10 protein-coding genes are annotated in these 12,713 nt (G+C 62.3%); 1 reads left to right on the forward strand and 9 read right to left on the reverse strand.

Annotation, left to right across the window (positions count from 1 at the left end):
- Positions 1–16: 16 nt before the first annotated feature.
- From VGV58_RS02865 to VGV58_RS02890, 6 genes are all read right to left on the reverse strand, one after another.
- Positions 17–862, reverse strand: a complete 846-nt coding sequence (locus VGV58_RS02865) for an ABC transporter ATP-binding protein (RefSeq protein WP_326872465.1) — start codon at positions 860–862, stop codon at positions 17–19.
- Between the two features lie 222 nt (positions 863–1,084).
- Positions 1,085–2,413, reverse strand: coding sequence for an ABC transporter substrate-binding protein (locus VGV58_RS02870; protein ID WP_326872466.1), 1,329 nt, complete (start codon positions 2,411–2,413; stop codon positions 1,085–1,087).
- Between the two features lie 103 nt (positions 2,414–2,516).
- Positions 2,517–3,596 (reverse strand): branched-chain amino acid ABC transporter permease, encoded by a 1,080-nt coding sequence (locus tag VGV58_RS02875; protein WP_326872467.1) that lies wholly within the window; start codon positions 3,594–3,596, stop codon positions 2,517–2,519.
- A gap of 11 nt (positions 3,597–3,607) precedes the next feature.
- The gene (locus VGV58_RS02880; RefSeq protein WP_326873551.1) at positions 3,608–4,522 is read right to left on the reverse strand and encodes a branched-chain amino acid ABC transporter permease; all 915 of its coding nucleotides are present in this window, start codon (positions 4,520–4,522) and stop codon (positions 3,608–3,610) included.
- A 202-nt stretch (positions 4,523–4,724) separates the two neighbouring features.
- The gene (locus VGV58_RS02885; protein WP_137881710.1) at positions 4,725–5,540 is read right to left on the reverse strand and encodes an ABC transporter ATP-binding protein; all 816 of its coding nucleotides are present in this window, start codon (positions 5,538–5,540) and stop codon (positions 4,725–4,727) included.
- Entirely contained in the window at positions 5,537–7,513 is a 1,977-nt protein-coding gene (locus VGV58_RS02890; protein WP_414643905.1) for an AMP-dependent synthetase/ligase, read from the reverse strand. The genes VGV58_RS02885 and VGV58_RS02890 overlap by 4 nt, the downstream gene beginning before the upstream one ends.
- 107 nt (positions 7,514–7,620) lie before the next feature.
- Between VGV58_RS02890 and VGV58_RS02895 the strand changes: the two genes are divergently transcribed.
- Complete coding sequence (locus tag VGV58_RS02895) at positions 7,621–8,145, forward strand: hypothetical protein (protein ID WP_326872469.1); 525 nt, start codon at positions 7,621–7,623, stop codon at positions 8,143–8,145.
- Positions 8,146–8,281: 136 nt separating this feature from the next.
- Here VGV58_RS02895 and VGV58_RS02900 read toward each other — a convergent pair whose 3' ends face one another.
- The 3 genes from VGV58_RS02900 to VGV58_RS02910 all read right to left on the reverse strand — a co-directional run bounded on the left by VGV58_RS02900 (position 8,282) and on the right by VGV58_RS02910 (position 12,663).
- The gene (locus VGV58_RS02900; protein WP_326872470.1) at positions 8,282–8,902 is read right to left on the reverse strand and encodes a hypothetical protein; all 621 of its coding nucleotides are present in this window, start codon (positions 8,900–8,902) and stop codon (positions 8,282–8,284) included.
- Positions 8,903–9,738: 836 nt separating this feature from the next.
- Positions 9,739–10,278 (reverse strand): GNAT family N-acetyltransferase, encoded by a 540-nt coding sequence (locus tag VGV58_RS02905; RefSeq protein ID WP_326872471.1) that lies wholly within the window; start codon positions 10,276–10,278, stop codon positions 9,739–9,741.
- A gap of 15 nt (positions 10,279–10,293) precedes the next feature.
- A complete protein-coding gene (locus VGV58_RS02910; protein ID WP_326872472.1) occupies positions 10,294–12,663 on the reverse strand; it encodes an Orn/Lys/Arg family decarboxylase in 2,370 nt (789 codons plus the stop codon).
- Positions 12,664–12,713: the final 50 nt, after the last annotated feature.

Here is a 12,713-nt window from a genome sequence, read left to right on the forward strand (position 1 = left end):
GCCGATCCCGGCCGGACTATGACAGCCAGCGCTTGCGGCGCTTGTAGCTCTTGACCTCGCGGAAGGACTTCTTGTCGCCCTCGGCGACGCCCAGATAGAACTCCTTCACGTCCTCGTTCTCGCGCAGCATGTTCGCCTCGCCGTCCATGACGACGCGGCCGGTCTCCATGATGTAGCCATAGGTGGCGTAGCGCAGCGCCATGTTGGTGTTCTGCTCTGCGACCAGGAAGGAGACGTCTTCGCTGGCGTTGAGCTGGCGGACGATCTCGAAGATCTCCTCGACGATCTGCGGCGCGAGGCCCATGGACGGCTCGTCGAGCAGGATCATCTTCGGCTTGCTCATCATGGCGCGGCCGATGGCGCACATCTGCTGTTCGCCGCCGGAGGTATAGCCGGCCTGCGAGTTGCGGCGCTGCTTCAGCCTGGGGAAGAGCTCGTAGATCCGCTCGAGGTCGCGCTTGATCGCGGCGTTGCCGTCGCGGCGGGTGAAGGCGCCGGTCAGCAGATTCTCTTCGATGGAGAGATGGCCGAAGCAGTGCCGGCCTTCCATCACCTGGATGCAGCCGCGGCGCACCAGTTCGTTCGGCGACATCCTGTCGACGCGCTCGCCGTCGAAGACGATCGAACCCTTGGTGACCTCGCCGCGCTCGGCCTTGAGCAGGTTCGAGATCGCCTTCAGCGTCGTGGTCTTGCCGGCGCCGTTGGCGCCGAGGATGGCGACGATGCCCTTGCGCGGCACCTGCAGCGAGACGCCCTTCAGCACCAGGATGACGTGATCGTAGATCACCTCGATATTGTTCAGCGACAGGATCGTGTCCGTCGCGGCGGCGGCGGTGGGCTTATCGAGGGTGGCGGTCGACATTGAGCCTCCAATCCTTCTCCCCTCGGGGAGAAGGTGGCCCGGCGCAGCCGGGTCGGATGAGGGAAGGATGGATGAGGGAGTGCTGGACTTCCCTCATCCGTCAGCGCTTCGCGCTGCCACCTTCTCCCATCAAGATCGGGCTTGCCCGATCTTGACACTTTTGGTGCTGAACTCAGGCAAGCCTGAGTTCAGTGGGGAGAAGGAAGCGCGCCCTTCGTCAGATCAGGACGACTTCTCGCAAGGCTCGGTGCGCTTGGGCCAATTGCCGGCCTTCTCGACATAGTCCTTGGCGTTGGCCTCGATCAGCGGCCGGACCTCGTCCTTCATCGGCTCGATCCAGTCGCCCTTCTGGGTCCATTTGGTGCCGTCCCATTCGGCGACATAGGCCTTGTGGTGGCCGGAGTGGTCGGTGCAGCTGACCTTCACCGGCGAGGCGAAGCCGGCCATGCCGATCTCCTTGAGCCGGGCCTCGTCGATGTTCAGGTTCTCCAGCCCGCGGCGCATGTCCTCGGGGGTGATCACCTTCTTGCCGGTCAGCTTCTGGGCGGTGCGGATCGCCTCGACCACGAGCATCGAGTTGTAGACGCCGCGATTGTAGAGGTTCTCGCCGACCTTCTCCTTCGGCGTCGTGCTCTTCCCCTTCTCCACGACATGCTTGAGGATGTCCTGGATCACCGGGAAGTTCTGGCCGGCCGCGTTGAAGTTCAGCGAGCGGTAGCCCTTGGCCTCGGCGCCGCCGGCGCGGGCGTCGTCGTCACCGCCGGCCCACCAGACGCCGACCAGCTTGTTGATCGGGAAGTTGTTCTTGATCGCTTCCTTGACCGCGGTCGGGTTCATCGCGCCCCAGCCCTGGTTGTAGAGGAAGTCCGGCCGGTCGCGGCGGATCGAGAGCCAGAGCGAGCCCTGGTTCTGCATGTCGGCCGCAGCGACCGGATAGAGCTTGAGCTCGAAGCCGTATTTCTTGGCGAGGCTCTCCAGCACCGGGATCGGCTCCTTGCCGAAGGGCGCGTCGAGATGGATCAGGCCGAGCTTCTTGCCCTTGAGCTTGTCCAGGCCGCCGAGCTCGGCCGCCATGTGCTTCACCATCACTGAGGCGCCGTCCCAATAGGTCAGCGGCGGGATGAACACCCAGGGGAAGTTGGTGCCGTCAGCCGAGGCCGAGAGGCCGTAGGCCATCGACAGGATTGGCAGCTTGTCGACATGGGCGCGCGGGATCGCGGCCAGCGTCGCGCCGGTCGACCACGGGCTGTAGACGATGGTCTTCGACTTGACCTGCTCGTAGCACTCGATCGACTTCTTGGTGTCGTAGCCAGTCTCGCATTCCTCATAGATGATCTTGACGCCGTTCACGCCGCCGTCGCGCTCGTTGATCATGTTGATGTAGTCGCGCATGCCGTCGCCGATCGGGATGCCCGAGCCCGAGAACGGACCGGTGCGATAGGCGTTGTTGGAGAAGTAGATCGTCTCCTGCGCATTGGCCGGGGCGGCGATCGCGCCGGCGGCGAGAAGCGCGCCGAGAGCGACGCTCCTGATGATGCTGCTCTTTGTCATAGGCCTTCCTCCGTGGTTGCCGGGTCCGGCCGAGCCGTCCCGTCTTCGCTTGCCCGTCGCTTGAAGACCGCGGCGGGTCGTTGTCCTTGGGTCTCTCTCCCCGTCAGTAGGGGAAGGGCCACGTCCGCAATTTCTGCTTTCCGATCTGCCAGAGCCGGGCGAGGCCATGCGGCTCGACGATCAGGAAGATGATGATCAGCGCGCCGACCAGCATGAAGGTGACGTGCTCGGCGGTGGCGCCGCCGATCGGCACGCCCAGCGCCGGCAGGCCGAATTTCAGCGCCGTGGGCAGGGCCGAGAGGAAGGCCGCACCGAAGAAGGAGCCGATCAGCGAGCCCAGGCCGCCGATGATCACCATGAACAGGATGGTGAAGGAGAGGCGGATGGTGAAGACGTCATTGGCCTCGCCGCCGCCATACCAGAGGAAGATCATCATCGCCCCGGCGACCCCGGCGAAATAGGACGACACGGCGAAGGCGGTCAGCTTGGCGTTGAGCAGCTTGATGCCCATCAGCTCGGCGGCGATGTCCATGTCGCGCACCGCCATCCAGGAGCGGCCGAGCTTGCCGTGGACGATGTTCGAGGCGAACCAGGTCAGCACCACGACGAGGCCAAGGCAGACGAAATAGCGCGTCTCGGGCGTCGCGGCGGCGCCGGTGATCGGCAAACCGAACAGCGTGCGCTGCGGCACTTCGATCGCGCCCGAGGCGTTGTAGTTGAACAGCCAGGGCACGCGCACGAAGGCCCATTGCAGGAAAAACTGCGCGGCGAGCGTGGCGACGGCGAGATAGAAGCCCTTGATCCGCAGCGAGGGCAGGCCGAAGAGCACGCCGATCGCAGCCGAGAACAGGCCGGAGACCAGGATCAGGACGATGATGTTCACGCCCGGGAAGAAGGTGGTCAGCTTGTAGCAGGAATAGGCACCGACACCCATGAAGGCGGCGGTACCAAGCGAGATCAGCCCGGTATAGCCGGTGAGGATGTTGAGTCCGATCGCCGCCAGCGAGAGCACCAGGAACGGGATCATCACCGAGGCGATAAAGAAGTCGTTGCCGGTCAGCGGGATGCCGATGAAGGCGATCGCTAAGATGACGGCGATGCCGATCCGGTCCTGCCGGAGCGGGAACACGGCCATGTCGGCGGCGTAGTTGGTCTTGTATTGGCCGGCTTCGCGGTAGAACACGGGGCAGCCTCTCAGATGCGTTCGATGATCTTGTCGCCGAACAGGCCCTGCGGCCGGAACAGCAGGAAGCCCAGCGCGATGAAGTAGGCGAGCCAGCTCTCGATGCCGCCGCCGATCAGCGGGCCCCAGTAGAACTCGCCGAGCTTCTCGCCGATGCCGATGATCAGCCCGCCGACGATGGCGCCGGGGATCGAGGTAAAGCCGCCGAGGATCAGCACCGGCAGGGCTTTCAGCGCCACGATCTCGAGCGCGAAGGAGACATCCGAGCGCGCGCCCCACATGATGCCGGTGATCAGCGCGACGATGCCGGCGGTGAACCAGACGATCACCCAGATCTGGTTGAGCGAGATGCCGACCGAGAGCGCCGCCTTGTGGCTGTCGGCGACGGCGCGGAGCGCACGGCCGATGCGGGTGTACTGGAAGAACAGCGCCAGCACCGCGATCATCAGCGAGGCGATGATGGCGGCGGCGATGTCGATCTTCTGCAGCGAGACGATGCCGCCGAGGATCTTCAGGTCGATCGCGCCCTTCGGCAGATAGAGCTGCTCGGCGATCATCTGCTTGGGATTGCCGCCGAAAATGGCCTCGCCGAAGCCGATCAGGAAATAGGTGATCCCGAAGGTCGCCATGAACAGGATGATGTCGGGCTGGTTGACCAGCGGGCGCAGCACCACGCGCTCGATCGTCACGGCCAGCGCGAACATCACGCCGAGCGTCAGGATGACGGTGAGGAAGGCCGGCACGCCCTTCTCGTAGAGGCCGACCAGCGTCAGCGCCGCGAACACCACCATGATGCCCTGGGCGAAGTTGAAGACGCCCGAGGCCTTGAAGATCAGCACGAAGCCGAGCGCGATCAGCGCGTAGAGCACGCCGGAGACCAGGCCCTCCCAGATCGTCTGGGCGAGCAGGTCGGGCGCCTGGACCATCTGGTTGAACGGGTCGACGAAGATGGCGTGGATCGTGCCGGTCGGGTCGAGGCGCGCGCCGATCAGCGCGGCGGCGACGAGGCCGACCACGATGACGCCGGCCTTGATCCAGCCATTGGCGAGGAGATTGGGCGCGGGCTGCGCGGCGATGTCGCTCATGCGCTCATGTCCTTTGCGCTCATGTCCTTGCTTGCGGCGGCCATCAGTGCGCCACTCCGAGATAGGCGTCGATCACGCGCTGGTCGGCCTTGACCTCGGCCGGGGTGCCGTCGGCAATCTTGCGGCCGTATTCGAGCACGACGACGCGGTCGGAGAGGTCCATGACTACCCCCATGTCGTGCTCGATCAAGGCGATGGTCGTGCCGAACTGGTTGTTCACGTCGAGGATGAAGCGGCACATGTCCTCCTTCTCCTCGAGGTTCATGCCGGCCATCGGCTCGTCAAGCAGCAGCAGCTCCGGCTCCATCGCCAGCGCCCGGCCCAGCTCGACGCGCTTCTGCAGGCCGTAGGGCAGCTTGCCGACCGGCAATTTGCGGATGTGCTGGATCTGCAGGAAATCGATGATGTCCTCGACCACCTTGCGATGCTCGATCTCCTCGCTCATCGCCGGGCCGTGCCGCAGCGCCTGCCAGAAGAAGCCCTTGCGCATCTTGAGGGTGCGCCCGGTCATGATGTTGTCGAGCGTCGACATGCCCTTGAACAGGGCGACGTTCTGGAAGGTGCGGGCGATGCCGGCGGCGGCAGCCTGGTGCGGCCTGACCTTGGCACGGCGCACGCCCTTATAGGTGATCCGGCCTTCCTGCGGATGATAGAAGCCGTTGATGCAATTGAGCATCGAGGTCTTGCCGGCGCCGTTGGGGCCGATGATGGCGCGGATCTCGCCCTTGCGGATGTCGAAGGAGACGTCGGTGATCGCCTTCACGCCGCCGAAACGCAGCGAGACGTTCTCGACCGAGAGCAGCACCTCGCCCTTCTGCGTGACCGGCGTGCCGGTGACGGCCATGGAATGCGCGTTCATGCCGCCTCCTTCGCCGCCGGGGCTGTAACCGGATAGATCTTGGCGTCGGCGACCTTGACCGTCGCCGAGATGACGCCCTTGCGGCCGTCCTCGAAGGTCACTTCCGTCGAGATGTCGGCTTGGGTCGCGCCGTTGTACAAAGCCTCGACCAGCGGGGCGTAGCGCTCGGCGATGAAGCCGCGCCGGACCTTCTGGGTGCGGGTGAGCTCGCCATCGTCGGCGTCGAGCTCCTTGTGCAGGATCAGGAAGCGCTTGATCTGGGCGCCGCCCATCATCGGCTCAGCCGCGAGCGAGCGGTTCACCTCGTCGACATGCTTGGCCATCATCTCGTAGACCTGCGGGTGGCCGGCGAGCTCCTGATAGGAAGCGTAGACGACGTTGTTGCGCTCGGCCCAGTTGCCGACGGCGGTGAGGTCGATGTTGAGCGCGACGGTGGCGTAGTCGCGGCCCTGGCCGAAGGCGACGACCTCCTTGATGTTCGGATAGAACTTCAGCTTGTTCTCGATGTATTTCGGCGGGAACAGATCGCCAGAGTTGAGCTTGCCGACGTCCTTGGCGCGGTCGATGATCTTGAGGTGGCCGCTCTCGTCGAAGAAGCCGGCGTCGCCGGAGCGGACATAGCCGTCCTCGGTCATCGTCTCGGCGGTCTTTTCCTCGTCCTTGTAGTAGCCGCGGAAGATCGAGGGCGAGCGGTAGAGCACCTCGCCATTGTCGGCGATCCGGATCTCGACCTGCGGCGCCGGCTTGCCGACGGTGTCGGCCTTGATCTCGCCGTCCGGCTGCATGGTGATGTAGACGCCGGCTTCGGTCTGTCCGTAGAGCTGCTTCAGGTTGACGCCGATCGAGCGGTAGAAGCGGAAGAGCTCGGGGCCGATCGCCTCGCCGGCGGTGTAGCCGACCTTGATGTTGGTCAGGCCGAAGCGGTTGCGCAAAGGCGCGTAGATGATGATGTCGCCGAGCTTGTAGAGCAGGCGGGCGCCGAGCGGCACGCTCTCGCCGTTCAGGATCTTCTCGCCGTGCTGCTTGGCCACGTTCAGGAAGTAGTGGAATGCCTTGCGCATCAGCGGGCCGGCATCCTCCATGCGCACCATGGTCAGCGTCAGCATGGTCTCGAAGACGCGCGGCGGCGCGAAGGCGTAGGTGGTGCCGATCTCGCGGCGGTCGTCGACGACGGTTTCCGGCCCCTCCGGGCAGTTGACGCAGAAGCCGGCGATGATCGCCTGCGCATAGGAGAAGACATGGTCGCCGACCCAGGCGATCGGCAGATAGGCGATGATCTCGTCGTTCTCGTTCAAGCCGTCGAAGCTGCAGCCGATCTCGGCGGCGGTGATGACGTTGTAATGGGTGAGCATCACCCCCTTGGGCCGCCCGGTCGTGCCCGAGGTGTAGAGGATGATGGCAAGATCGTCGCTCGCGCCCTGTTCCATCTCGCGGTCATGCGCGGCTGAGACGGCGGCGTCCTTGAGCGCGGCGCGGCCGGCCTCGATCACGTCGCCGATATCGTGCAGCTTGGCGTGGTCGTAGTCGCGCAGGCCGCGCGGCTCGTCATAGAGCATGTGGCGTAAGGCCGGCAGGCGCTCGATGACGGAGAGCACCTTGTCGACCTGCTCCTGGTCCTGCACGCAGGCGAAGACCGCGCCGGCATGGTCGAGCACATAGGCCATCTCGTCGGCGACGCTGTCGGCATAGACCGGGACGGGGATCGCGCCGAGCCATTGCGCCGCGGCCATCGACCAGTAGAGGCGCGGCCGGTTGTAGCCGATGATCGCGACCTTCTCGCCGCGCTTCAGGCCGAGCTGCTCAAAGCCCTTGGCATAGGCACGGACCTGCTCGGCGACCTCGGCCCAGTTCCAGGACTGCCAGATGCCGAGGTCCTTGTGCCGGAACGCGACGCGTGCGCCGCGCTCTCGCGCATTGCGCAGCAGAAGCTTGGGAAAGGTATCCGCCTGGCCGGCGGCTGCGCTTGCCACGATCGTCGTCTCCACCCTGTCGCCCCGTCTGTCGCGGGTTTGCCGGACCTCGAGGCCCTTGTGCGATCATGCAAGCTTTGCAGGTGGCTCGGCGCTGTGCAAGAAGCCACTTGACAGACAAGACGCATTTGGGGCGCTATTGTCCCGCCGAGGTTCGACTTGGCCTTCAGCCCCGCGATCTGCCGGGCAGCACTTCCCGACATCGCAAGGCTTGCAGGCGCCCGGTTTCACTGGGCTGGCGCAGTGTTTCCGGCTGCGCACGCAGGTCGACGGCTCGGCGCGAGGACCGGCCGATGCGTGCTCTTGCCTCGATCACGATCGCGATGCTGCTCGCCGCGGGAGCGACGCAAACGCATGCGCATCGAGCGTTCGGCGGCTGGGATTACCCGTTCGAATGCTGCTCGGAGGCGGATTGCGCGCAGATCGATGTCAGCGAGGTGCGAGAGACGCCGTCCGGCTTCGTCGTGACGATCATGCCGGGCCGACATCCGATGTGGCCGACCGAGCGCCGCCAGCCGGCCATTATCGAGATTCCCTATCAGAAGGCCCGCCTCTCGCCGGACGGGTTCTTTCATCTGTGCATGAACGATGCAGGGGAATTGCTCTGCTTCTTCTCGCCAGGTGGGGGATCGTAGGGCTCATGTCGGCTATGGGTCGGAAGCTGACAGCTCTGGCTCCTACCGTAGTCTCCCGGACGCGTGCCTCGAACGCATTTGACCTTAAGGCAATTGCCGTCCCAATGGAGCGCCGGGTTACGATAATCTAAATAATCTAACAATCTCTACGACTTAAATCAAGTTGATCCTTGATCCAATCTGCTATGGCTGGAACGCAGTTTGAGTTTTCGTATAGGGAATGCTTGAGGCCGCCTCGACTCTGATCAGCGGCAATGATGAGCGTATCGACCGATAATTGACCAGGTGGCATTGCTCCGCCAACAATCTCGTGACCAATAAACCCAGTAGCAAGTTCGGTGCCGAAAATCGATTTGCAGCAGGCGCCGATAGAAATAACAATAATTGAAATAAACATTAAGGCAGGAATAGCAAGAAAAAAAATAGTTATTAGATTATTATTAATATTGTTTAATATTTCAAGTTCAATTCCAAAATAAATTATTAATAAAAATAAAAATATAAAATTAGAAAATATGGCAAATGAATGCCTAGCAATATCGTTGCCTAATTCACCTAGAAATAGCGCAAGCGCGGCTTCATCTCCATTCCCTCGCAAAACCAAAATACTGGCAAGTTTTCTTTTGTCGTGAACCTTTGTTAATTTGGTTAGATCGAGTTTCTTAGATTGCACGGCAAGGTCCATTGCCCTGACAATTATGGTGAGAGATATGTACATAAATATACCTATGATAGCAATCAATCCGATCCTTGGCATGCCGTATATTCCTATTTTTGGTAGAATATAAACTAAAAACATAGTTGCAAAAAAAAGCACAAACTACCATACTAGCTAGACAGAATACAAAGAATGCCATATCTAACCAAATTGATATTGGTCTCCTTCTGATTTGAATAAAAGGCGTCGCTATTGTAATTAGGTTTATATTCTCTGTGAATTCGATATAATTTGTCGCCCTAAGTGCAACGTTCCCGCCGTGGCTGTGAGCAACGACAATTTGCTTGGTGTTCGGATGTTCTTTGTGCTGAGAATTCAGGTGTTGTGCAAGAATAGCCGCTGCTTCATCACGAGCAACAATCGAATTTGAGCCAGACCAAAGCGTCGATGTGACTCTACATACTATTCCGCGCTCTTTTAGATTGTTTATTAAATTATTTGAAAATTCTGAATTAGAGCTAAACCATCTTTTAGAATTTGATGTATGTGACTCTGTGTCATTTTTTAGAAAACCTTGTCCCCATGTTCCATGTAGTAGTGTTATATTGATTGAATATACATGAATATCGGGCCGATCTAGCACGTCATCATTATCATCCATCAGGTTCTCCATCTGCGGACAGCCAGTCGGAATGCTCACCACTCTAAAGGTCTACGTAGCGGCTCGAAAGACCCCGAGCCCGCTCAGTATGGTCGTGTCCGGGTCGAAATGCAGATCGCGCTGCGCGTCACCCGCATCTCACGAGTTAAACCCGGACATTCGGCAATCTTCCAATCGCGGGTACGCCAGCGACCAAGCGGCGTCAACGCATGATCGGATACCATGGGAGCGCCCGCTAAAGGTCGAAAGCGACATTCCGCCGCCCCGCCCCAACCTACCCGATCGGCCGCGTCGCACCCGCTCCGAGTGACCTCTGCACCATGACGCTGTCGGACCATTTGCCGTGGCGATAGGCGACGCCCGGCAGCAGGCCGACCCGGGCGAAGCCGAAGCGTTCGTGCAGGGCCAGCGAAGCGGTGTTCTCGGCGTCGATATAGCCGATCATCTGGCGAAAGCCCGCGGCGGCACAGGCGTCGATCAGCGCCTGCATCAGCCGCCGCCCGATGCCATGTCCGAGATGCTCATGGTGGACATAGATCGAGTGCTTCACCGTGAAGCGGTAGGCCGGCCGCTTGCGGAACAGCACGACATAGGCATAGCCGACGACCTGGCCCCCGCGGGTGGCGACCAGATGCGGCAGCTTGCGGCTGCGCAGGTTCTTGCGCCGGTCCTTCAGATCGTCGGGCTGCGGCGTGCCGGTATCCTCGACGCCGGCCTCGATGCCATGGCGGATATGCCGGCGATAGATCGCCAGCATCGGCTCGACGTCGTCGTCGCGCGACGGGCGGATGATGATCGGTAGCTCGGTCTCCATGCGTCGTCGCGATCCTCAGCCCTGCGCCTGCTCGCTGACGACATAGGTGTGGAGGCGCACCTGCCCGGCAGAGTCGGTCTCGCGATAGACGCCCTGGATCTCGACATCGAAGCCGGGGAAGGCGTTGAAGCAGGCCTCGAACATCTTGAGATAGTCGATCATCGGCTTGGCCCGGTCGGTCAGCCGCTCGCCGGGGACGATGGTGGCGATGCCCGGGGGGTAGACGACGAAGGGCGTCGTCGCGATCCGCCCGGCGATGGCGTCGATCGGCAGATAGTCGACATCGTTGCGCGTCAGGCAGCGCGCCGCGTCGTGCGGCGACATCGCCATTTCCGGCAGATGCTCGGACGAGAACTGCCGGGTCTGCAGCCCGCTGACGTCATGGTCGCGGAAGAAGCGGTGCATCTGGCCGCAGAGGTCGCGCAGCCTGACGCCGTGATAGCGGCCCGGCCGGCGGCGGTAGAACTCGGGAATCGCCTCTTCCAGCAAAGCGTTGTCGTCATGCAGCTTCTTGAAGGCGACGAGCCCGCTGATCAGCGTGCCGGCCTTGCTGGCCTCGACGCCCGGCGTCAGCAGGAAGAGCAGCGAGTTGAGGTCGTTCTTCTCGGCGACGATCCGGTTCTCGCGCAGAAACTGAGCGACGATCGGAGCTGGGATGCCGTGCTCGGCATAGGCACCGGTCTCGCGATCGAAGCCGGGGGTGAGCAGGGTCAGCTTGTTGGGGTCGGTGATGGCGAAGCCCGGTTCCATCTGCGTAAAGCCGTGCCAGCCAGCATCGGGCGCGAGTTGCCAGTAGTTGGGATTGCTGGCGAGCTGGTCGGTCGCGACCATCTCCCAGGCGACGTCGTGGACGGCGCCTTCGCGCGCAGCGTCGGCGATGCTGACCCGGTCCGGCACGAAGGGCTCGAAGAACCAGCGCCGCTCGGGCCTGGTCTCCTTCTCCTCGAATTCGCGCCTGACAGCCCGGATCTTCTTGCGCAATTCGATGCCGAGCCGGATCGTATCGTCCCAGAGCACCTCGCCGGAGCGGCCCTTCATCATCTGCGCGCCGACATCGAGCGAGGCGAACAGCGGATAGAAGGGCGAGGTCGAGGCGTACTGCATGAAGCTCTCATTGAAGCGCCGGTGCTCGACCCGGCGCTTCTGGCCCTTGATGTGCCGATCCTTGATGTGGATCTGCGAGGCCTGGCTGAAACTGGCGAGCTGCTTGTGGGTCGATTGCGTCGCGATGATGCCAGGCGAGTCGGGCCCCAAGCCCGTGAGCCCCATGGCGAAGCGCCCGGCATAGAGCGGGTGGAACTTCATGAAGCCGGCCCAGGCCTCGTCGAAGAGGATGTATTCGCAGAGATGCCCGATCTTATCGAGGATCATCTGGGCCGAGTGGATCGTGCCGTCATAGGTGCACTGCTCGACCACGGCGACGCGGAACGGGCGCGGCTTTGTCCAGGCCTCGGGGTCCTTGACGAGGGGATTGGTGCGGATGCGCTCGCGCAGCGCCTCCTCGTCGAAGCTCTCCCAGCGCATCGGGCCGATCAGGCCCCAGGCGTTGCGTGCGGTCGGGATATAGACGGGTATGCCACCGGCGATCAGCAGCGCGCCGTGATGGGCGGCCTTGTGGTTGTTGCGGTCGAACAGCACGAGGTCGCCATCGGTGACGAGGGCGGCGAGCGCGACCTTGTTCGAGGTCGAGGTGCCGTTCAGGACGAAATAAGTCTTCTCGGCCCCGAAGATCTGCGCCGCCTCCTTCTGCGCCTTCAGGGCCGGCCCCTCATGGGTCAGGAGGTCGCCGAGATCGAGCACGGAATTGTCGAGGTCGTCGCGGAAGACGGCCTCGCCGAGATGTTCCATGAACACCCGCCCGATCGGGCTGCGGCTGTAGAACACGCCGCCGTTGTGGCCCGGGCAGGTCCAGAGATGGTTGCCTTCCTCGGCATAGTCGACGAGCGCTCCGAAGAACGGCGTCTTGAGCGTCTCGGCATATTGCTTCAGCCGGCTGATCAGGCTCTTGGCGATGAAGGGCGGGGTCTCCTCGGAGAGGAAGATATAGCCGTCGATGAAATCGAGCACCTCGACCGGCACATCCTCGAAGCGCTTGCGGCGGATCAAGAGGATGATCGGGAAGTCGAGGCCGCGCCGGCGCATCAGGTTGATCAGCGCCGCGGTCTTACCTTCGAGGCCCTTCTTGCCCCAGTCGACCACCATGCAGCCGATGGCCGCATCGGTCTGGACCGCGATCTCGGCATCCTCGAGCTTGCGCGCCTTGACCACCTCGAAGCCCGAGCGCTCGATCTCCTCGATGATCTGGTTGAAGCGGATGCCTTCGAGATCCTCGGCATCGAAGTTCGGTGTCGCGAACAGGAAGGTGAAGCGCCTGAAATAGTCCATGCCGGCTCCGCTGGGCGTGAACCACAAGCATTGGGCGATTTATGCGACAA

It is taken from the genome of Allobosea sp. (genome assembly GCF_035944895.1).
GTDB lineage: Bacteria > Pseudomonadota > Alphaproteobacteria > Rhizobiales > Beijerinckiaceae > Allobosea.

Bases quoted from the DNA above. Each gene is read 5' to 3' on its own strand.
- VGV58_RS02865 (WP_326872465.1), bottom strand. From the start codon at position 862: ATGTCGACCGCCACCCTCGATAAGCCCACCGCCGCCGCCGCGACGGAC.
- VGV58_RS02870 (WP_326872466.1), bottom strand. From the start codon at position 2,413: ATGACAAAGAGCAGCATCATCAGGAGCGTCGCTCTCGGCGCGCTTCTC.
- VGV58_RS02880 (WP_326873551.1), bottom strand. From the start codon at position 4,522: ATGGTCCAGGCGCCCGACCTGCTCGCCCAGACGATCTGGGAGGGCCTG.
- VGV58_RS02885 (WP_137881710.1), bottom strand. From the start codon at position 5,540: ATGAACGCGCATTCCATGGCCGTCACCGGCACGCCGGTCACGCAGAAG.
- VGV58_RS02900 (WP_326872470.1), bottom strand. From the start codon at position 8,902: ATGCCAAGGATCGGATTGATTGCTATCATAGGTATATTTATGTACATA.
- VGV58_RS02905 (WP_326872471.1), bottom strand. From the start codon at position 10,278: ATGGAGACCGAGCTACCGATCATCATCCGCCCGTCGCGCGACGACGAC.
- VGV58_RS02910 (WP_326872472.1), bottom strand. From the start codon at position 12,663: ATGGACTATTTCAGGCGCTTCACCTTCCTGTTCGCGACACCGAACTTC.